The following is a 22,380-nucleotide window of genomic DNA, read 5'->3' as shown; positions in this document are numbered from 1 at the left end:
TGGTGTTGATTTTCAGAAAATTGCACATGAGTTAATCAACAATAGTGAAAATTTTCTGTTTTTTAGAGAAAAAGAACCTATTCTAATTCAGCTTGATAAGGCAGTCTGATTTGGTGCGAAACTTCAGTCATTAATTATAACTTTGGTATATTGCGTATAACCATGTTATACACTGGTTTTAATGAGATGTGCTATTCGCGTATTATCATTTGGGACGGACACTTAATAGATAGAATAGCTTGTTTGAACATTTGCTCCTATTAATACAAGTGAGTACTGTACATTTGTCGAAAGAAAAAAGGGAAATACCCGTTCCCAAGATCTTAACGCATTAAATTTACTTCTCTCCAGAAGATTGAAAAGCAAGTCCCCCCTGACTTGCTTTTTTTTTGTATTTCATCATTTTTACTATTTTTACCAAAAACCTTATATGAATTGGTATATCTTTTGGATCCTTATTTATCTAGTTTTCATTATTTATCTTACCGTTAAGCATGTGAATACGCATGACTTAGAGAATTATTTGGTCAATAACCGTAAGACTAAATTACTTCCTTTGGTATTTACAACACTAGCCACTTTTGTTGGAGGCGGGACTTCTATTGGTCTAATGGCTATGGGTTATGAATCGGGATTTGCTGCTGTTGGTATAGGAATTGCTTATGTGATGGGTTTTATGATAATGATTCGATATGCTGGAAGGATTCATAAAATGGGAGTGAAAGAAAATATTTATTCCTTTCCTCAGTTCTTGAATATGCGATTTACCAAATCCAATGAAGAGCCTCGTTTTGCCAGAATGTTCTCAGGAATGGTTACTGGCGTTAATGTTTTTATATTCTTTTTCCTATTAGCAGCACAGTTTGTGGCTATGGCTAGTCTTTTAAAGTATGCTTTTCAAATGGATTATACTTATGCAGCTATTTTATCAGGCTTGGTTATCATAGGATATACAGCATTCGCAGGTATGGCTGGTGTGATTATAACCGATACCATTCAGTTTATTATTATCGTTCTCATGATTATCTTCATCTTTATTCCTGGTATATGGGCGGATACCGAAGGATTAAGTCGTCTTTCAGAACTGCCAACTAAAATGGTTAATGGAACAGCTGAGGGGATAGCTTTTTTAGTGGCCTTGCCCTTGTTTTTAAGTTGGTCAGTATTGGTGAGGATGGATATTTGGCAAAGAGTGTTGGCAGCAAAGAGTGATAAAGTAGCCAAACAAATGAGTTTTTGGTCGGGGATTGGGATGTTGCCATTTTATTTAATTTTTCCTTTGGTGGGAATGACTATTAGAATCACTCATGGTGACCAATTGGTTAGTGAAGATGTAACTTATTTATTTCTAAATGATCATTCTCAGCCTATAATACTTGGCTTTGCTGTGGTCGGCTTATTATCTGCATTAATGTCTTCTGGTGATAGTTTCCTTAATATCATCTCCATTTCTACAGCAAGAGATTTCTTGGGTTGGAAACATAAAGAGAAGTCCTCTTCTCAATTGCAAAAAAGCATTCGATTAATCAGTTTAGTATTTGGAGTAATGGCATTGTTTATTGCTTTAAGCTTTCCCAAGGTGGTGGATTTAATGGTCGTTGGGATATCGATGATAGTGATTTATACACCCATTACACTAATCGCACTTTCTAAAAAAGATCCTTATCGATATCGTTATGTCGCTTTTGTAAGTGTAGTTTTAGCCTTTGTAGTCAATCTTACATTTTTCTTGCTGGGCGTGTTTTTACCGGAACAATTCAATGCGAAATCTTCATTTATCCCAGCCTTCTTGGTTGCAGTGATTAGTACTCTTGCTGGGATGTTGTTTGTGAAGAGGCCAACAAAGAAAACCTTCTCCTAAGTTGTTATAACCAAATTTCTTTTGATTGTTTTATGTATTCAGTAGGGGTCATTTCGCAGTATTCTTTGAAAACGCGGTAGAAGGTACTCCTGGAATTAAATCCAGAATCGGTAACAACGGAATCGATACTATATTGATGAGAGATATTTCGCAATAATTCTTTACTTGTATTTACTCTCATCATGTTCACGAAATGATAAAAATTTTCATAGCCTCCTATTTTAACATATTTGCTCAATTTGTACTTTGCAATACCCAATTGATTGGAGGCTTCTTGTAAACATATATCTTGGAGTAAATACAGTTGCTGATCTTTAAATTTATTTAGAATAATATTGGATTCTTCTTTGATATCATCTTCAATATCATGTATATGCTGTTCTGAATGAATAGAGCTTTTGTAGTATACGGTTTTTTGTAATATGGAATAAATTAAAAAGTAAAATGCGATGAAAAGGAGGAATAATGCAGTTAATACAAATATAATTGGAATATTGAAAAGGCCAAATAGTTCAAAACCAGATATAAATCCATTAATAATAAATAAATAACTTACCCATTTTATCCAGTTTAAATTAGTAAAGGATACAAAAGAATTATGGTCTAAGAAGCTTTTCTTTAATTTGATATAGGTTCTTGAGATCAGAATGGAGTATATGATGGCCTGAATAAGTGCGATGCTTCTTGCTGTAATGGCTAAGAGATTAAAATAGAAATTCTCATCCCATTGAATACTCAGGATGGAAGATATCTTAATGCTTTCAGGATTTGCAATCTCCTCGGCATGTAGGCATGCAATGGGTAAAGTAAATAAAATTTCAAAGAAAAAGGGGAGCAGGTGCGTGAGGTCTCCTTTTTTTAATTTCTTGTTCTCTTGGTCGAGTTTTGAAAAATACAAATATAAAAGAGGTATCATCAATACCTTAAGTGGCCCAGAGTAATAAACTGACCAACCGATATTGTTAGTGAAAAGAAGCATGGCTGGACCCAGAAATAGAAAGGCTCGACTATAATAGAAAAGGGATACATATCCCAGACCATCTTTGCTTGAATTTAATGTTGAAATGCTATGGATGATGATTCCAAACGATATATATACAATGAATAATATAAAGAAAGTTAAGGGGAAAATCTCAATCATTTGTACTTATTATCTGGTTTTGCTTGTATTGTATTTATTTGTTTTGCGAAACCCAAAGTTCATCAAAAAATACATATAAACCAAGTGTATTTCTAAATAGATATTCCATGATAGTGTAAATAATTAACTTGTTTAACCTGCACTGAATCAGCAAGGAATGAGATTGATCTTGCTGATGTGAATATTTTACTTAGGTGTATTTTTGAGCTAGATTGGATTTCTATCCAGAATAATCTATTTTTTTCTATTGTGTTCTATTTAAGCTAATGAGACAGGTTTTTGAGAACTTGGGACTGCTAAATTGCGTTGAAATAAATAGGATTCTCTAAATTTGGTATGAACATTTAAAAAAGTATTATGAAAAAACTATTATTTACAACCGCTGTATTTTTGCTATGTGGCTATCTATATGCTCAAGATACAGTGACGAAGGACAAGAAAAGTAAAGTGTACTTTTCGTTTAACATTGGGATGATGGATTTAGAACTCCATTCTTATTCTTCCCAATTAAGAATCGATACTGAAAGTTTTGGCTGGAATGATTGGGATACTGATGAGCTTGATGAATTTAATTCTCTTTATTCATCAACTCAATTATGGACGAGTTCAAATGTTGGTTTCGCCTATAATATTTTGAATAATTCGCAATCTAAATGGAATATTGATATTGGTGTTGAATTGGGTATTCCAACGGTTAGTCATATCGAAAAAGATAGAGCTGATGATGAAATACAGTTGGAGTTTACTCAAAAGGGAATAAATTATTCTTTGGGCCTATTTGCAGACATTGATTACCACATTAATGAGGACTGGACTGTCATAGCCCAGCCATTGTTTAGTTATGCCAGTTGTAATTCAGATATGAATAGTTATACCTATTCTTTTGAGGGAAGTTATAAAACAGAGTATGAAACTACATTTTCAAGTATATATCCACGATTGAATATTATGGGAGGATATCATGTCAAGAATTTTAGAATCAAGGGTGGTTTGGGTTTGTATTATTATTCTAGTTCTATATCTATTGATATTACAAAAAAAACAGACTTGCAATCATTTTTGGAAGAAAAGGATTATGAGATGACCTCGAAGACTAATTTAGATGCATTATTGGGATTTGATTGGAGCATTAGTGATGCTATTGAGTGGTCTTTGTTTGCAAGTGGATATCAAAATATCACTATTCGTACTGTGTTATCATACAAATTTTAAAGGAGGACTATATTATGAAAACAAGATATATTATACTAACTATTTTATTGGCATTTTTTGTTTCTTTTTCTGCTTTTGCTAAAGATAAAAGAGCCCCAATTATTAATGTACAAACAAGTGGGCATGCTGATGCCGAGGATAATTCGAATTTGTGGAATTTCATGCTATATAATGGGGTGACTTACGGAATTCGACAATGGACTAATGATGGAGATTTCCTTCTAGATATACATAGTCTTAATTCTGATTTGTCTATGAATGACATGTATAGCAATAAACTTAGTGATAGTGAAGGTGTGATTTACCAACGATCTTGCGCCGCTTTCTGGGGGTTCGATGATAAACTCTTTTGTATAAGTAAAAACAACTCTAAGTTTTATTTAAAGTATTATGACTTGAATACCGAAAAAATGCACTCAATAGAAATTACTTCTTCTTTAAAATATAATAATAGTGACTATTATTATACTGCAGCATATGTTTGGGGTTCGAAAGTTATATTGGCGGCAAGTGATAAAAAAGGTAACTCATGGATTTCTGAATATAACTTCGATAATATTAATATAGACCTAGTTTTTAATCGTGATTTAGATTATGGTATAGATACAAAAGAACGGTGGATTACCAGTATTGAAATTGCCAGATATAATTCAAAGAATATTTTAATATTCGGAGTACAAAAGAGCTCAACATGTAGAGCATTCAACCGTGATATTACAAATTTAAATCTTAGTGAAGATGCAAATATGTTTCTTAATTATGTGGGTGGTAGAAATGTAAAAGTGGGTACTGGATCCATTCAATCTAATGGTCAACTTATAGATTCTAAGCCAACTAATCCCAATAGGGTCTGGGCATTTTGGGCTGAGGATGATGACCATAATGATGATGGTTTATATAAGAATAGAATTGATATTATGTTTTTGGAATACTATTTTACAGGCGAGGAAGGTTTGGGCCAGTTAACGGAGAACGTTCAGTATATGAACCTTTCATCGGAAGATTACTATAATAAGCATGGTAAAAATACAGTCCTCAATGTGAGCTATTTCCCCAAACCACTCGATTGCATTAAAAATGATATTAACTTAGAAGGAGATGATTCCTTCCAGAAAAGAATTTTAGTAATTAATACAACCAAAGATAAAACACTTGGGTATAGTTATTTTAATTCTGATATTTACACCATTCATGCTGAAGCACATTCTGCATATACCGACTTTAGTCAACTTGATGATGAAGAAGGAAGGAAATTTTGGATTTTGGCTGGAATTACCGATGGTGCTCCTCCTGCACCTATAGACTGGGATGTGTGGGATACAATATATCCAGTAAAAACTCAACCGACTAGTTTAGAGTTAGAGTTTTCCAATACGGAGGAAAAATCTTTGTCAATAAAAGGTGAGAATACATATACAAATACAATTGAAGCGGGGCTTGCTTATGAAGGGAAATTGGTCATTCAAAAAGCCGAATTGTTACCCGGTGGCTCTTGGACACAGACTAATGAAAAAATGAATTATAAAAGTAAAGAATTTACTAGTATAGTAAAGCAAACACAAGAGCTAGATGAGATTAATCAAGAGTCTTCCTATTATATGTATTATATTCCAGCATTAAAAAGGTATTCATTTATGATGTTTCCGTGGTGGGATGCCGATATTTATACAACACCAATAAATGAAGATACTACCTATATGTTTAGAAACACAGGTTATACCGTTCATTTTGAATTAGGTCGCCCCTTGAATGAAGCACCGCATTATATTGATTCTCCCAACGATCCTAGTATGATGGATTGGATGAATAGAGATAGTGTTGCTTATTTTGGTCAATTATATGGTGCACAATTAAATAATGTATTGGAATGGTCTGGGCCTGGTACTTCTGGTGGACAATTAGCAATTGAATCTAGTTTTGAAGATGAAATTGAAAATACAAGTTCTCATAGTGCTTCATTTACCTTTAAGGCAGAAATGACAGTGTTTCACATAAAAGGGGTTTATGATTTCGAAGGGGAAACAAAAATGACTACCCAATATACCAGTAAGTATGCCTTAAGTTCTTCCACTTCGTGGTCAATGGAGAATATAAGTGAAGAAGGGATAGGCGTGAATTGTAATAGTTTGCAAACTAGGGTTTATATGTTTAGAGCCAATGAGGATTATGGTGATTATTGGTATTATGATGATTTTTTGGAGGGTACAAATGATCGTCCCTTTTATATTGCCTATGAAGTCACTAATGTGACAATGGAAAAAAGTGCCATCTCTACTTTTTTTCCAAAAAATGATGAAAATTTTGTAGAAGAGGATATGATTAATTTTAAATGGCTTGGTGATTTTGATGAGTATTCCATTGCTATATTTAATTCAAATGAAACTCATCCTTCCACTTTGGTTTACAGAACTGATTTTGCTTCGAAAACATCATTCTCGAAACCCGACTTAGCACCAGGTGTTTATTATTGGAAAGTAATAGGTAGATTATCTGAAGGAGGATATAAATCAACTGAATTGAAAAGCTTTACAATTTTAGATGAGAAGGAAGCTGATTTTGATGAAAACCCTATGGTTTCGAAAATTAGAACTAATGTTTCTCCAAACCCTAACTCCCAAGGTTATGTAAGATTTAATTATGAATTATTAAACGATTCGCCTGTAAATATTAGGCTTTATAATTCATTAGGTCAAATAATATGGGAAAACAATCTGGGTAGTCAGCAAGCTGGACTTTATGAAGAAATAATTCCTCTAGAGCAAAAAAAGGCAATCTGTTTTCTGAAAATTGAGACCAATCATGGTTCTGGGATAGAAAAAATCATTGTGCGATAGTTAAATAATTCCGATATAGGTTTTTTAATCAAAGTTCAAAGAGTTTGGTGGTAATGCATTATTATGAAATCCACTACTGCTTACAATCAATAAAAAAGAGGTTGGGAATTTCCCAACCTCTTTTTGTGTATAGCTTTTAACAAATCAATAGAGTTATCCTACAGGATTAGTCATGCGACATTCTTCTCCAAATCTACTTCTCAGGATAAGCTTCTACACCCATATTATAAAACATAAATGACCAAATATCAGTGGCTTCTTCTATTATTTTTTCTGTTGACTTACCTGCGCCATGACCAGCTTTGGTTTCTATTCTGATAACAGTTGGGTTGGCACAACTTTGCTTACTTTGTAATTCGGCTGCAAACTTAAATGAATGTGCAGGAACTACTCTGTCATCATGGTCTGCCGTGGTAATCATAGTGGCAGGATAGCATGTTCTAGCTTTAAGATTATGAAGAGGAGAGTATTTAATTAAATTTTCGAACTGGATTTTATCATCACTGCTACCGTAATCAGGAACCCAATAGTAACCGATAGTAAATTTGTGATAACGCAACATATCCATTACTCCAACTTGGGGAATAGCCACTTTAAATAATTCTGGTCTTTGAGTCATACAAGCACCTACGAGCAAACCACCGTTGGAACCTCCTCTGATGGCCAACTTCTCGCTACTCGTATACCCATTATCTATCAAATACTCGGCCGCAGCTATAAAGTCATCAAACACATTTTGTTTGTTTAGTTGAGTTCCTCCTTGATGCCACTCTTCTCCATATTCGCCCCCTCCTCTGATATTGGGTAAGGCATAAACGCCGCCATTTTCTAATAATACCAAATTGCTAATGCTAAAGTAAGGAGTCAGAGAAACATTAAATCCACCATATCCATAAAGGAGAGTAGGGTTGGTTCCATTTAATACTAATCCCTTTTTATGAACGATAAACATAGGAACTTTGGTTCCATCTTTACTGGTATAAAATACTTGTTTCGTTTCAAATTGGTCAATATCGATATCGATACCAGATTTTCTAAAAACTTCGGTTTTATTATTCTTGATGTCGTATTTGAAAGTCATGCTGGGATAGATAAAAGAAGTGAAAGAGTAGAAAGCAGTATTACTTTCTTTTTCACCACTAAAGCCACTTATGCTTCCAATTCCGGGTAATTTAATTTGATGTTCTAAGCTACCATCTAGATTATATACATAGGCTTTTGAACTGGCATCGTGCATATAACTCACCAATAGTTTACCACCTGCCATACCTACATTGTTTAATACGTCAGTAGTTTGAGGAATCACTTCCCTAGTCTCACTTGGGTCGTTGGCATTGATTTTGTAAACTCTATTTCTTGGAGCGTCTTTATTGGTCATAATAAAAATATCTTCTCCTTCATTATCCAATACCCAGGTATTATGCTCAAAGTCTTCTTGAATAGCAATAAATTCAGATTTTGGATCGTCAGCTTCTTTAAAATAAAGTGAATTTCCTCTTGCCGATGGATTATGACCACTTAAGATCAAATACTTCTCATCTTCAGTAGTGCCCATATTCCAGCTAAACATAGGGTTTTCTTTGTCCTCATAAATCAATTGATCAGCGCTTTGTGCAGTTCCCGCTTTATGGTAAAATACTTTGCTATTCTCGTTGACTCCCTTAAGTTCGTCACCTTCTTTGGGCTCATCATAACGACTATAATAGAAACCATCTTTATACCAACTCATACCTGAGAATTTTATCCATTTTAGATGATCCTCAAGCTTGGTTTTGCTTTCCACATGCATCACAAAAATTTCTCTCCAATCAGAACCACCACTGCTTAAACTATAAGTACAAAGCTTCCCATTTTTTGAGAAGGAAAGACCGCTTAATGCTACAGTACCATCCTCCGAAAAAGTATTAGGATCAAGAAATAACTCAGGTTCGCCATCCAAGGTTTTCATTCTGTAAATTACATATTGAGGCTGTAATCCATCGTTTTTATAAAAATACCAATAGTCACCTTTTTTAAAAGGCATTCCATATTTGGGGTAATCCCAGATTTCTGTCAGTCTGTCTTTTATTTTTTGGCGAAAAGGAATTTCTGCTAAGTAGTCGTTGGTGACTTTGTTTTGCTTAGACACCCAGGCTTTGGTGGAATCGGAATTATCATCTTCCAACCACCGAAAAGGGTCTGCAACCTCTACTCCATGGTAGATGTCCACGGTATCAACTTTTTGACTAATTGGATAGTTTAACATCTTTTCTTGCTTTTGATTACATGAGTATAAACCCAAAATGGCTGCCATGGCTATGAAAATATATTTTTTCATGATATTGTGATTTATTGAATTTGATGATTGAATTTGAACCGATAAAAGTAAGGAATTTTCAAATGAGATACCTCAGGTATTTGTAAGTTCAGTAAAACTCTGTAAGTGTCAGGAATATAGTTTAGTATATATTTGGTATTATTCCGGAATTAAAATACCAATTTAGAATCGTTTTGAATAATTTTTAGATTTCTAAAATCTTCTAAAAAAACGTACTTTTGCGCTGAATTGAAATTCTTTAAGAAATGGATTTATCAGTAAATTACATGGGTTTGAAGTTGAAAAACCCTATCATAGTTGGAAGTTCAGGGTTAACAAATTCTGTAGAGAAAATCCGCGACTTGGAAAGACAAGGCGCAGGAGCCGTTGTGCTAAAATCCCTATTTGAGGAGCAAATCCTTATGGAACAGGAAAAAGCCAACGATCAAAACGATTTCGATTATCCTGAAGCAATGGATTATATGAAGGCTTATGCTGAAGAATATACCTATGCCGACTTCATTCAATTGATCAGAGGTGCTAAAGCAGCAGTCGATATTCCTGTAATTGCCAGTGTAAACTGCGTTAGTATGGGAAAATGGACTGAGTTTGCTAAGAAAATTGAGGATGCTGGAGCCGATGCTTTAGAGATTAATATTTCTCTCTTGCCTTCTGATATTTATAAAACTAGTGCTCAAAATGAGAAGACTTATTTTGACATTATTGAAGCGGTCAGAAAACAGGTAAATATTCCAATAGCCTTAAAGATGAGTCATTACTCTGCTGGTTTGGCACATTTAATCCGTCAGCTGAGCTTTACCAAAATGGTAGATGCTTTTGTGCTTTTCAACAGATATTATGCCCCTGATATTAATATTGATGATTATTCTATCACTTCGGCTGGTGTTTTAAGTCGTCCTGAGAATATTTCTGATTCATTACGTTGGGTAGCATTGCTTTCTGGGAAAATCAAAACTCCTATCGCGGCCTCTACTGGAGTGCACGAAGGAGAAGATGTAATTAAACAGATTCTCGCAGGTGCTGAGGCTGTTCAGGTGGTTTCGACATTATATAAGCATGGTATTGTGCAATTATCGAAAATGCTTAAAGACATTGAGACTTGGATGACAGAGAAAGGATATACTAATTTAGATGACTTTAGAGGCGAGATTAGCTATGAAAAATTCGACGAACCACAGGCTTTTGAGAGAATTCAGTTCATGAAATATTTTGGAGGATTTGAATAAAACTATAATAAATGATTGAATTAAATAGTGTAGTAACACAAATATTACAAGTTTCACCTATCATGAAGATAGTTCGTGTGAAACCAGTAGGTTGGGAATTCCCAGAGTTTAAAGGTGGTCAGTTTGTGGCTTTAGCATTACCCGGTTCTGCTGAAAGGTGCGATTCAGCAACTGATGAATTTGAAACTCCTGAAGATCCTGATAAATTGATAAAGAGAGCTTATTCTATTGCTTCTACTTCTACAGCTGATTATGTAGAATTTTATATCACTTTAGTGCATTCTGGAGCTTTGACTCCACGTTTGTTCAATTTGAATATTGGTGATAAAGTTTTCATGGGTAAAAAAGGTGTTGGGATGTTTACTTTGGATTCTGTTGTTCCTGAGAAAAACATTGTATTAATTGCTACTGGAACTGGTGTGGCTCCATACATGAGTATGCTTCGTTCTGATGCATTAAAACGTAAAGGTAATATCATGGTAGTTCATGGTGCTGCTAATAGCTGGGACTTGGGATATTCAAGTGAATTACAGCTTTTAGAAAGCATGTTCGATCAGTTTACTTATTTACCTACTATTACTGAGCCTCAGAAAGAACCTGCAGGTTGGGGTGGTGATACCCGATTTATTGAAAAAATCTGGGAAGGTGGAGTAGCAAAAGAAAAATGGGGATTTGACCCAACAGCTGATGATACAGAGATATTCTTATGCGGAAACCCAAGAATGATTGAAAGTATGGTTGCTCTTCTTGAAAAAGATGGGTTTACTGAGCATACTAAAAAAGTACCAGGTCAAATTCACGTAGAGGAATTTTAAACTGGAAAAATAAATAATTGAAAAGTCATCCTAGTTTAGGGTGGCTTTTTTATTTTTGGGAAATAATAAAAGACTATGAAGATAGAAATTGATCCAGGAGCAGGACCGTGTTTTGGAGTGGAAAAAGCAATTGAGAAAGCGGAATTTATTTTGAAAGAAAAATCGGTTTTGTATACGGTTGGAGACCTGATTCATAATGAATCAGAAGTAGAGCGTCTTGAAAAGCTTGGAATGAAAACTATTGCCATGGAGCAGGCCATATCTGGTGATTATCCCAATGTCTTGTTTAGAGCTCATGGCGAGCCTCCATCATCTTATGATAGTGTAAAAAAGGCCAAAGTGGAGGTAGAAGATGCTACTTGTCCTATTGTTGTCAGCCTACAAAAGAAGATAGCTAAAACCTTTTCTGAAATTAAAGATGGGAAGGGACAGATTGTTTTATTTGGAAAGAAAAGGCATCCTGAAGTCATTAGCTTAATGGGGCATTGTGATGATAAAGCAATAGTAATAGCAAATATTGAGGAGCTTGAGCTTATCGACTTCTCTATACCTATTTACTTGTTCTCTCAAACTACTAAATACCGCTCTGAGTATTATTTAATTAAAGAAAAAATCGAAAAGAAATTGGATGAGTTAAATTTGTTAGCCTCCTCTCAATTTAGTTTTAATGACAGTAGTTGTAAGATTGTAGCTAGAAGAGATGAGCAACTCAGAAATTTTGTTGAAGATAAGGATTTAATTATATTCGTTAGTGGTACAAAGAGTTCCAATGGAAGGCAATTGTTTCAAATATGCAAAAATACTGGCATAGAAACTTACTTTATTAGTCGAATTGAGGATCTTAATAGAGAATGGTTTGTTGCAAAGAATAATATAGGAATCTCTGGAGCAACATCTACCCCAAAATGGTTATTGGAGGAAATGAGTTTACGAGTAAAAGAGCTGGTCTCAGAAAGTTAATCCTGATCTTCCAAAATCTTCAGACAATCCAACATACTTACCCTCCAATGAGGAATCTTTACATCAAAATCTTTCTTAATTTTTGCTTTATTCATCACGCTATAGAAAGGTCTTGGTGCTGGTAAAGGATATTCATGGCTTTCGATGGGGGAGACTTTACAATCGATTTTAGCCGCTATCATAATTTCTACAGCAAAGTCATACCAACTGGCTACCCCTTCGTTGCTAAAATGATAAATAGTATTTTCTGAAGCTACTTTGCCAGAGCATATCATATCAAGAATGGCACGTGCTAAATCAGTGGCATAAGTTGGCGTTCCAATCTGGTCAAAAACGACTCTTAACTCGTCTCTTTCTTTACCAAATTTCAGCATAGACTTCATGAAATTATGCCCAAACTCAGAATATAACCATGAGGTTCTAATAATGATGGATTTCTCATTAACTTGAAGTACCATTTCTTCTCCAATGAGCTTAGTTTTTCCATAAGCAGAAGGTGGTTGACAGGCATCTTCCTCTTTGTAGGGGAAATGTTTTTTACCATTAAAAACATAATCGGTAGATATGTGATAAAATTGGCATTTGGTTTTTCTTGAAGCTGTCGCCATATTGGTCGGACCAACAGCGTTTATCTTTTTAGCCAATTCAAATTCTTCTTGGGCTTTATCTACTGCTGTATATGCAGCACAATTGATGGCGTGTGTAAACTTACCTTCTATAAAGAAGTTAATCACTTCTTCTTTGTTGGTGATATCTAAATCTGCCACATCGGTATATACAAAACTGAAATCAGGATACTCTGCTTCGATCTTTCTTATACTGTTGCCTAATTGGCCATTACTGCCGGTGATTAAAATCTTTTTCATGGATTATAGCTTAATTGAAAACAGGTGAGATTTATACTCACCTGTTTGTTCTTATTAATGAATAACAATCTTTTTAAAGTAATCAATCGTTTTTGTCAAGCCTTCTTTTAATTGAATATTTGGCTGCCAATCTAATTCTTTTTTGGCAAGAGTGATATCAGGCTGGCGCTGCATGGGATCGTCAGATGGGAGGTCTTCAAATACCAACTTAGACTTTGTTCCAGTAAGTTCAATAACCTGTTCTGCCAGTTCTCTAATGGTAAATTCGTTAGGATTACCCACATTCACAGGTCCTGTAAAATCCTCACGAGTAGCCATCATTCTAACCATACCTTCTACCAGATCATCTACATATTGGAAGCTACGCGTTTGCATTCCATCACCATATAAGGTAATATCTTTGCCTTGTAATGCTTGAACAATAAAGTTAGAAACTACCCTTCCGTCATGAGGATGCATCCTAGGACCGTAGGTATTAAAAATTCTAATGATTTTAATTCTCACCTTGTTTTGCCAATGATAATTGAAGAAGAGTGTTTCTGCCACACGTTTTCCTTCGTCGTAACAAGATCTAGTTCCAATGGGGTTTACATGGCCCCAATAATCCTCTGTTTGAGGGTGTACCTTGGGATCTCCATATACTTCACTTGTGGAAGCCTGTAGTATTTTAGCGTTGATTCTCTTTGCTAATCCAAGCATGTTGATGGCTCCCGCAACTGATGTTTTTACAGTTTTAATAGGATTATATTGATAGTGAACTGGTGAGGCAGGGCAAGCTAAATTATATATTTCATCCACCTCTATAAAGAAAGGCATGGTAATATCGTGACGAATATATTCAAAATAGGGATTGCCCATTAAGTGAACGATATTCTGTTTTTGGCCGGTGAAGTAATTGTCTACACAAATAACTTCATTTCCATCTTTTAATAATCTGTCAATTAGATGAGAACCCACAAAACCAGCTCCTCCGGTGACTAGTATTTTCTTCCGTATCATAGTGGTGATTTAATTGTAAGAGATTATCTCTAAGCATTGCACTAGGCTAATAGAGGGGAATGGCTTAGAAATAATCTCTTGGGTTAAATATTATTTTTTAGTATTTATTCCAATACAATAATAATCTATCTCCCTGTCTTTCATTTCATCGAGGTCGTATACGTTACGACCATCAACAATAACAGGGTTTTTTAATAGTTTCTTAATAATATTGAAGTTCGGGAATTTGAATTCTGGCCATTCTGTAGCAATGATAAGGGCATCAGAATCGATCAATACATCATATTGATCTTGTCCATATTCAATTTTATCACCTAATATTCTTCCTGCTTCTTCCATTGCAACAGGGTCATAAGCTTTCACATTTGCTCCAGCTTCAAGAAGCTTTCTGATGATTACTAAGCTTGGAGCTTCTCTCATATCATCGGTTTGTGGTTTAAAGGCGAGTCCCCATAAAGCAAATGTTTTACCTTTTAAATCATGATTAAAGTGCTTATTCAGTTTAGTGATTAAAATAGACTTTTGTGCCTCGTTAACTTCTTCAACAGCTTTTAACACTTTTAAACTATAAGAAAAGTCATCTGCGGTTTTAATAAGAGCTTTAACATCTTTTGGGAAGCAGGAGCCGCCATAACCTGTACCAGGATAAATAAATTTAGTTCCAATTCTTGAATCTGAACCTATTCCTCTTCTCACTGAATTTACATCGGCTCCAACAATTTCGCATAGATTGGCTATATCGTTCATGAAACTGATTTTTGTGGCCAGCATACTGTTGGCTGCATATTTGGTCATTTCTGCAGAAGTGACATCCATAAAAACCACAGGGTGACCATTCATGGTAAATGGTTTATATAGTCTTTCCATCGTTTTTTTGGCTTTGTCTGTGTCACAGCCTACAACAATTCGGTCTGGTTTAAGAAAATCAGATACTGCAGCGCCTTCCTTAAGGAATTCTGGATTTGAACATACATCAAATTCAAGTTTAGAGTCACGGTTATCTAACTCTCCTTGTAATGCTTTTCTTACTTTTTCTGCTGTACCAACAGGTACTGTGCTTTTGGTGACCATTAATAGATAGTCATTCATATGACGTCCAACTTCTTTAGCTACTTCTAGAACGTATTTTAGGTCAGCACTACCATCTTCATCTGGTGGGGTACCTACTGCTCCAAATACTACTTCAGCTCCATCTAAGCTTTCAGAAAGCTTTGTGCTAAAATGAAGTCTCCCTTTTTTTACATTTCTATGTACTAGATCTTCCAGTCCAGGCTCGTAGATTGGAATGATACCTTTTTTAAGGTTTTCAATTTTGAGTTCATCAATATCCACGCAAGTTACGTCGATACCTACTTCACTAAAACATGCACCAGTTACTAAGCCCACATAACCAGTTCCTACGATTGTTATTTTCATCTTATATGATTTTTATAAGTTAATCTTTCATATCAAATATAGTGATATTTTTTGATTCAAACAAGAATAACTATTCAAAATTTCTGTTTTTTGAAAAATATTTCCATATTTCGGAAACCTAAATGTTTAGATTTCTTTGATATGGATTCTTGTCCAGGTAAATAATTGGAAATATTTTTTATGTTTTTAGAATCTACAATAATAAATATTGGAATAAATATGAAAAAATTCGAAAAATGCATTATGTGAATCATGTAAGTATCAGATATATAGACCTTAAGGTGATTTCATATATTGGATATAAAATTTTATATTTGCTGCTGTCAATTTATTTAAAATATGGAAGTTAGAAGAACATTTGATCTATTAGATCGTTATGCCGAGAAGTTTGTAATTGAGGATGCTTTTGCCATTAAGAGAAATAAAAAGTGGGAATTGTTTTCCACAAAAGATTATATAGATAACTCGCATTATTTTGCATATGGTCTTATGGAAATGGGATATAAAGTAGGTGATAAGATAGCTACAGTTTCCAATAATAGACCAGAATGGAATTTTATTGATATGGGATTATCCTTAGGTGGGTTTATCCATGTTCCAATATATCCAACTATCAGTGAAAGTGAGTATGCCCATATATTTGCAGATAGTGGTGTTAAGATGCTCATTCTAAGTGATAAATTACTATTAAAAAAGCTTAGTCCTTTAGCAGAGGAAGCCACTACTATTAGGGAGATATTCACTATAAATACAATTGAAGGTGAAAAGAATTACGGGGAGATTTTAGCTTTAGGTAAAAAAACTGAGCCTAAGCATAAAGAAGCACTTCTAAAACATAAAGAATCGATAAGTTCAAAGGATTTAGTTACCATTATTTACACATCGGGGACCACAGGAAACTCCAAAGGTGTGATGTTGTCCCATCAGAATTTGGTTTCCAATTTTATTGCCACTGCACCAGTGCAGCCCATGGAGTTTGGAGCTAAAGTATTAAGTTTTTTACCATTATGCCATGTTTATGAGCGCATGATGAATTATCATTTTCAGTATAAGGGCTTGCGAATTTATTATGCTGAAAATATGGGAACCATTGCTGATAATTTAAAAGAAATTAAAGCCGATGGATTTAATACAGTGCCAAGATTGCTCGAAAAAGTGTATGACAAAATTGTGGCGAAAGGAAAAGATCTTTCAGGGATTAAAAAGGTTATATTCTTTTGGGCTGTTAATTTAGGTTTACGATATGAACTAAATGGAGAGAATGGTTGGTTATATGAGCAGAAACTCAAATTAGCTCGAAAGTTGGTTTTTGATAAGTGGAATGAAGCTTTAGGAGGGAATATTAGTACCATAGTTTCTGGAGGGTCCGCTTTACAACCTAGATTGGCCCGTGTTTTTCATGCGGCAGGTATGAAAGTTATGGAGGGCTATGGTTTAACAGAAACAGGGCCTGTAATTGCTGTTAATAATGCTTATTATCCAAATATTAAATTTGGAACTGTGGGCCCTGTTATTGATGGTGTTGAAGTGAGGATAGCTGAGGATGGTGAGATTTTATGCAAAGGACCTAACGTAATGATGGGTTACTATAATGCACCTGATCTTACCGCAGAAGTAATAGATGAAGATGGTTGGTTTCATACTGGAGATATCGGTGTTCTAGAAGATGATAAATTTTTGAAGATTACTGATAGAAAGAAAGAAATCTTTAAATTATCATCAGGAAAGTATGTAGCACCTCAGGCGGTTGAGAATAAATTTAAGGAATCTATCTTCATTGAACAAATAATGGTGGTTGGTGAAAATGAGAAATTTGCAAGTGCTTTGGTTTCGCCAAACTTTAACCATCTGCATTTTTGGGCATCAAAGCATAAGGTACACTATAGAGACAATATGGAGTTGGTGAGAAAACCTGAAGTGGTGGCCCGTTTCCAAAAAGAAGTGAATATCGTTAATAAAAAACTATCTCTAACAGAGAATGTGAAACGATTTAGAATAGTTTGTGATGAGTGGAGTCCAAATACCAGAGAACTCAGCCCAACACTTAAACTTAAACGAAAAAATATTTATGAGAAATATGATCATATCCTTAGAGAAATCTATAGATATTCTAATGGGAATGGAGATTAAAGTTGATACAAGAGTTGCTAGGCTGATTTTGTTTAGATGAATGCTCTTTGTCAAATTAATGTAAATACCCCATCTTATTAATTTAGAAATATAATTATCTTTGAACCTATAACTCTAGAAAAGCCGCATGAAGGAAATCAAAAGAACATTCGATATTTTAAGCTATAACGAGATACATCAACCTCTCGACAAAGCACTGTCTATTAAGCGTAATGATCAGTGGGAATCTTATACTATTCAAGAATACAGAAAAAATGTAGATTTAATTAGTTATGGATTTATTGAGATGGGCTTCTCAAAGGGTGATAAAATTGCTACAGTCATTAATAATTGTCCAGAATGGAACTTTATCGATTTTGGGATGTCACAATTGGGACTGGTTCATGTTGGCATTTACCCTACCATTAGTGAAATAGAATATCTTCATATTCTAAAACACTCCGAGGCTAAAATTTTAATTGTCTCTTCCAAAGAAATTTACACCAAACTATTGCCTGTAATTTATCAGGCAGATAGCATTCAAGAGGTATATAGTATTGAGGATATTGCTGGTGTAAAAAGTCTTAATGATATTGTTTCTTTAGGGGAGAAGAATCAAGAGAAGTACAAGTTGGAATTAGTAGAAAGAAAAGCTTCTGTTTTGCCAGATGATTTATTGACATTAATATATACCTCAGGAACAACTGGTTTGTCAAAAGGAGTTATGCTTACCCATAAAAATGTGGTGAGTAATGTTGTTTTAGGCCTAGAATTCACTCAACCTTTGAAATATAAAGAAAGAGCATTTAGTTTCTTACCGATGTCACATGTTTTAGAAAGATGTGGGATTTACCTGTGGCAATATAAGGGTTTGGAGATTTATTATGCAGGAAGCATCGAGTCTATCGTTCCTGATATGCAAGAAGTACAGCCTCATACTTTTATTTCGGTTCCTCGTATTTTCGAAAAAATATATGACAAGATTATAAATACAGGTAGAGGGTTGAGTTTTGTAAAAAAGATGATTTTCTTTTGGGCAGTAAGAGTAGGGGATCAGTATCAGCCAAATCCTGAAGATCGTTCTGCTTTTTATAATTTTAAGTTAAAGATCGCTGATAAGTTGGTTTTGAATAAATGGAGAGCAGCCTTAGGTGGAAATGTAAAAGGAATTGTTTCTGGAGGAGCTGCTCTACAACCACGATTGGCCAGAGCTTTTTGGGCAGCCGGAATTAAGGTGCAAGAAGGTTATGGTTTAACTGAAACTTCTCCCATAGCTACCGCAAATGGTTTTGAGTCTCCAAATGTATTATTTGGTTCTGTGGGTTATATTAATGATAGCGTTCAGGTGAAGATAGCTGAAGATGGTGAAATCTTGCTCAAGGGTGATAATGTGATGGTTGGCTATTATAAGGAGCCAGAACTAACTGCAGAAGCCTTAAAAGATGGCTGGTTTCATACGGGCGATATCGGGAAAATAGAAGGTCGTTTTCTTTATATCACCGATAGGAAAAAAGAAATTTTCAAATTATCGGGTGGTAAATATGTGGCTCCTCAAGCTGTTGAGAATGTATTTAAAGAATCGAATTTTATTGAGCAATTAATGGTGATTGGTGAAAACCAGAAATTCACAGCAGCTCTGATAGTACCCGATTTTAACTTCCTTCATAACTGGTGTACTATACATGTGGTGGAGTTTAGAGATAATGAGGAGCTTATTAAAAATCCTATTATTGTTGCTCGTATTCAAAGAGAAGTAGATAAATATAATGCGCAGCTCGACCATATTGCCAAAATTAAAACATTCAGAATTGTGGCTGATGAATGGACGCCAGATACGGGAATGCTTTCTCCAACATTAAAATTGAAAAGAAAGAAGGTAGTCGCTAAATATGAAGAGGAAATAAATAGTATATATCAATCATAATGACAAAGAATCCAATATTATCTTATCTGAAACAGCATGTCAATAAACCTATAACTAAAAGCATGTCTCCATCGGCCTTGTGGCTGAAAGGCTTTTTAGTGAACGTAGAAGAAGGTTTTGCTGAAATTGAATACACGGTAAGAAAAGAAATGACTAATCCATTAGGCACACTGCAAGGCGGTGTAATGGCTGCGTTGATAGATGATACCATGGGTATGGCCCTTTTTACCTTGTCGCAAAAAAGACTTGTTTACTACAACCAACCTGAATGTGAATTATCTTTATGGTGCCAAAGAGGGTGAAAAAGTATTGGTTAAAGCAAAAGTGGTAAGAATTGGTAAAAAGATAGCCAACATTGAATGTAAGGTGATGAATGAGGAGGGTGATATTATTAGTACAGCCACCAGTAACTTGGTGGTAACTAGTATAAAGATTAATAGTGCTATTCCTGAATAGTAATAACAAATGTACATCAAAATACTCCTTAAAGCATTTTGCTAGTTATATTGGTAAATACCGATATATAATCAAGCTATCCTTTTATCAAAACTAATTTAAGGCACATTTCTATTTGTCATTGGTATAAATTCATTAACCATAAAAAAAGGGAGCAATTTTGCTCCCTTTTTTTTATTATTTAAACTCTATCAGTAATTGTCCTTTTCTGACAATATCACCAGGTTTACAATGGATTTTTTTAATCTCTCCACCAATAAAACTAGTGATCTGATTTTTCATCTTCATGGCTTCCAGAATTAATAAATCTTGGCCAATTTCAATGGTCTGTCCTTCTTCTACAAAAATCTCGAAGATAGTACCAGGAATAGCTGCAGGAAGTTCCTTTACATTTTCTGGTATGTAGGGCTTTCTGTTCTTGTAGCTTTCGGGTACTTCAGTAATATATATAGAGTTATCTACATTAAACTCGCTATACTGAGTTTCCTTTGACTTATCATCTTTACTCATTAGCTTATGTTTTAGAATGGTGGAACACCATGTTTCTTTTTAGGAGTCTGAACATCTTTCGAAGAACTAATTTCAAGAGCATGAACAATCATTTTTCTAGTTTCTTCTGGCTCAATTACCGCATCAACATAACCATAGGCTGCTGCTACGTATGGATTAGCAAACTTCTGTTTGTACTCTTCCACTTTCTGTAATCTTACTTTTTCAGGATCTTCAGCATTTTTAATTTCATTTCTGAAAATAATATTTGCAGCACCTTCAGGTCCCATAACAGCAATCTCTGCCATTGGCCAAGCAAATACGAAGTCAGCTCTTAAGTGATGACTGCACATGGCGATATATCCTCCTCCATAAGCTTTTCTCATTATTACAGTCAGTTTGGGAACTGTAGCTTCAGAATAAGCATAAAGAATTTTAGCACCATGACGAATAACACCAGCATGCTCTTGATCTACTCCAGGTAAGTAACCAGGAAGGTCAACCAGTGTTAATAGTGGAATATTAAATGCATCACAATAACGGATAAAACGGGCGGCTTTATCAGAAGAGTCTACATCAAGAACCCCGGCTAAAAAGGCTGGCTGGTTCCCTACGATACCAATAGTTTCTCCATCAATACGAGTGAAGCCAATAACAATGTTTTTTGCAAAATGCTCTTGGATCTCAAAGAACTCAGAGTTGTCACAAATCGCCTTCACTACATCTCTTACATCATATGGCATTTTCGGATCTGTTGGCATAATTTCATCCAACTTATATGTTCTTGTTCTTGGTGGCTTTTTAGGAAAGCGATCGGGCTTTTTGGTATTATTCCAAGGGATGTAAGTACATAATTGCTTAATTTGTCCAAAACACTCTTGCTCACTTTCTGCATAGAAATGAGCGTTTCCTGTTTTGGCAGCATGTACATATGCACCACCAAGGGCTTCCATACTAATTTCCTCACCAAGCACTGTTTTAATCACTTCAGGACCTGTAATAAACATTTTGGATATCTTGTCTACTACGAATACAAAATCGGTTAAAGCAGGACTATAAACAGCGCCACCGGCGCAGGGTCCTAAAATAACAGATATCTGAGGGATAACCCCAGATGCTTGAGTATTTCTAAAAAATATTTCACCATAACCAGCCAAGGAGTTAACCCCTTCTTGAATACGTGCTCCACCAGAATCGTTGATTCCAATGATTGGCACCTTCATTTTCATGGCATGGTCCATGATTTTAGTGATTTTCTTTGCGTGCATATACCCCAAAGAACCACCAGCAACGGTGAAATCCTGTGCGTAAATACATACAGGATGAGCTCCTAGTGTACCTGTTCCAGTGATTACTCCATCACCAGCGAGGTATTTTTTATCCATGTCAAAATCTTTTGCAGCATGTTCTACAAATAGATCATATTCATGGAAGGATTTTGGATCGAGAATGGCAACAATACGCTCACGGGCAGTTAATTTACCTACGGCTTTTTGTTTTTCAATAGCCTTGGATCCCCCACCAGACAAGGCGTTTTTCATTCTCTCTCTTAAATCTAAAGACTTCTGTTTAATAGACATATTTTCCTTTTTTGATTCAGAATTTGTTGTTCAATCCAATTCCGCAATAACCTAGCAAAATTAAGAGATTTTACAAATAAAACAATAATATTTCTGTTAGTTAGGTAACAGCAGAACTTTTTTTGATGTAATGATGTCTTAAGATTAAATAGGATTTGGAACTCTAATCTTTGGC

Annotated in this window: 17 protein-coding genes; 10 read left to right on the top strand and 7 right to left on the bottom strand. The window is 34.9% G+C overall.

The genetic code is table 11. From position 1 onward, the window contains the following. Window positions 1-430 precede the first annotated feature (430 nt). On the top strand, window positions 431-1,861 hold the full coding sequence (locus HNS40_RS09715; protein ID WP_172280195.1) for a sodium:solute symporter: 1,431 nt from the start codon (window positions 431-433) through the stop codon (window positions 1,859-1,861). A 4-nt stretch (window positions 1,862-1,865) separates the two neighbouring features. Here HNS40_RS09715 and HNS40_RS09710 read toward each other — a convergent pair whose 3' ends face one another. After that, entirely contained in the window at window positions 1,866-3,002 is a 1,137-nt protein-coding gene (locus HNS40_RS09710; RefSeq protein ID WP_172280193.1) for an AraC family transcriptional regulator, read from the bottom strand. A gap of 357 nt (window positions 3,003-3,359) precedes the next feature. Between HNS40_RS09710 and HNS40_RS09705 the strand changes: the two genes are divergently transcribed. Further along, window positions 3,360-4,214, top strand: a complete 855-nt coding sequence (locus tag HNS40_RS09705; protein WP_172280192.1) for a hypothetical protein — start codon at window positions 3,360-3,362, stop codon at window positions 4,212-4,214. A gap of 14 nt (window positions 4,215-4,228) precedes the next feature. Beyond that, entirely contained in the window at window positions 4,229-7,048 is a 2,820-nt protein-coding gene (locus HNS40_RS09700; protein ID WP_172280190.1) for a T9SS type A sorting domain-containing protein, read from the top strand. A gap of 193 nt (window positions 7,049-7,241) precedes the next feature. Here the strand turns inward: HNS40_RS09700 and HNS40_RS09695 are convergent, their stop codons facing one another. Next, window positions 7,242-9,365, bottom strand: coding sequence for a prolyl oligopeptidase family protein (locus tag HNS40_RS09695; protein WP_172280188.1), 2,124 nt, complete (start codon window positions 9,363-9,365; stop codon window positions 7,242-7,244). Between the two features lie 245 nt (window positions 9,366-9,610). On the opposite strand from HNS40_RS09695, the gene HNS40_RS09690 reads away from it, so the two are divergent. From HNS40_RS09690 to HNS40_RS09680, 3 genes are all read left to right on the top strand, one after another. Next, a complete protein-coding gene (locus tag HNS40_RS09690) occupies window positions 9,611-10,591 on the top strand; it encodes a dihydroorotate dehydrogenase-like protein (RefSeq protein ID WP_172280186.1) in 981 nt (326 codons plus the stop codon). Between the two features lie 11 nt (window positions 10,592-10,602). Next, a complete protein-coding gene (locus HNS40_RS09685) occupies window positions 10,603-11,406 on the top strand; it encodes a ferredoxin--NADP reductase (RefSeq protein ID WP_172280184.1) in 804 nt (267 codons plus the stop codon). 75 nt (window positions 11,407-11,481) lie between these two features. After that, window positions 11,482-12,366, top strand: a complete 885-nt coding sequence (locus HNS40_RS09680; RefSeq protein ID WP_172280182.1) for a 4-hydroxy-3-methylbut-2-enyl diphosphate reductase — start codon at window positions 11,482-11,484, stop codon at window positions 12,364-12,366. On the opposite strand, the gene rfbD is transcribed toward HNS40_RS09680, so the two are convergent. From rfbD to HNS40_RS09665, 3 genes are all read right to left on the bottom strand, one after another. Next, the gene (rfbD, locus tag HNS40_RS09675) at window positions 12,363-13,232 is read right to left on the bottom strand and encodes a dTDP-4-dehydrorhamnose reductase (protein ID WP_172280180.1); all 870 of its coding nucleotides are present in this window, start codon (window positions 13,230-13,232) and stop codon (window positions 12,363-12,365) included. The two genes, HNS40_RS09680 and rfbD, sit on opposite strands and share 4 nt — an antisense overlap. A gap of 54 nt (window positions 13,233-13,286) precedes the next feature. Further along, complete coding sequence (locus tag HNS40_RS09670; RefSeq protein WP_172280178.1) at window positions 13,287-14,231, bottom strand: UDP-glucuronic acid decarboxylase family protein; 945 nt, start codon at window positions 14,229-14,231, stop codon at window positions 13,287-13,289. Between the two features lie 90 nt (window positions 14,232-14,321). After that, the gene (locus tag HNS40_RS09665) at window positions 14,322-15,647 is read right to left on the bottom strand and encodes a UDP-glucose/GDP-mannose dehydrogenase family protein (protein ID WP_172280176.1); all 1,326 of its coding nucleotides are present in this window, start codon (window positions 15,645-15,647) and stop codon (window positions 14,322-14,324) included. Between the two features lie 339 nt (window positions 15,648-15,986). Between HNS40_RS09665 and HNS40_RS09660 the strand changes: the two genes are divergently transcribed. The 4 genes from HNS40_RS09660 to HNS40_RS09645 all read left to right on the top strand — a co-directional run bounded on the left by HNS40_RS09660 (window position 15,987) and on the right by HNS40_RS09645 (window position 20,136). After that, window positions 15,987-17,777 carry a long-chain fatty acid--CoA ligase gene (locus HNS40_RS09660; protein WP_172280174.1) on the top strand — a complete coding sequence of 597 codons (1,791 nt, stop codon included), beginning with the start codon at window positions 15,987-15,989 and terminating at the stop codon, window positions 17,775-17,777. 127 nt (window positions 17,778-17,904) lie between these two features. Further along, window positions 17,905-19,680: a long-chain fatty acid--CoA ligase gene (locus HNS40_RS09655; RefSeq protein WP_172280172.1), complete on the top strand. Its 1,776-nt coding sequence runs from the start codon at window positions 17,905-17,907 to the stop codon at window positions 19,678-19,680. Further along, window positions 19,680-19,982 (top strand): PaaI family thioesterase, encoded by a 303-nt coding sequence (locus HNS40_RS09650; RefSeq protein ID WP_172280170.1) that lies wholly within the window; start codon window positions 19,680-19,682, stop codon window positions 19,980-19,982. Before HNS40_RS09655 ends, HNS40_RS09650 begins: the two co-directional genes overlap by 1 nt. Further along, a complete protein-coding gene (locus HNS40_RS09645; protein ID WP_172280168.1) occupies window positions 19,951-20,136 on the top strand; it encodes a hotdog domain-containing protein in 186 nt (61 codons plus the stop codon). The genes HNS40_RS09650 and HNS40_RS09645 overlap by 32 nt, the downstream gene beginning before the upstream one ends. A gap of 177 nt (window positions 20,137-20,313) precedes the next feature. On the opposite strand, the gene HNS40_RS09640 is transcribed toward HNS40_RS09645, so the two are convergent. Next, entirely contained in the window at window positions 20,314-20,646 is a 333-nt protein-coding gene (locus HNS40_RS09640) for an acetyl-CoA carboxylase biotin carboxyl carrier protein subunit (protein ID WP_172280166.1), read from the bottom strand. Window positions 20,647-20,657: 11 nt separating this feature from the next. Then, complete coding sequence (locus HNS40_RS09635; protein ID WP_172280164.1) at window positions 20,658-22,205, bottom strand: acyl-CoA carboxylase subunit beta; 1,548 nt, start codon at window positions 22,203-22,205, stop codon at window positions 20,658-20,660. Window positions 22,206-22,380: the final 175 nt, after the last annotated feature.

This window comes from Lentimicrobium sp. S6, assembly GCF_013166635.1.
Classification (GTDB): Bacteria; Bacteroidota; Bacteroidia; order Bacteroidales; family UBA12170; genus UBA12170.
The sequence above is the reverse complement of the archived record's forward strand: the minus strand, read 5'-3'. Positions and strand labels throughout refer to the sequence as shown.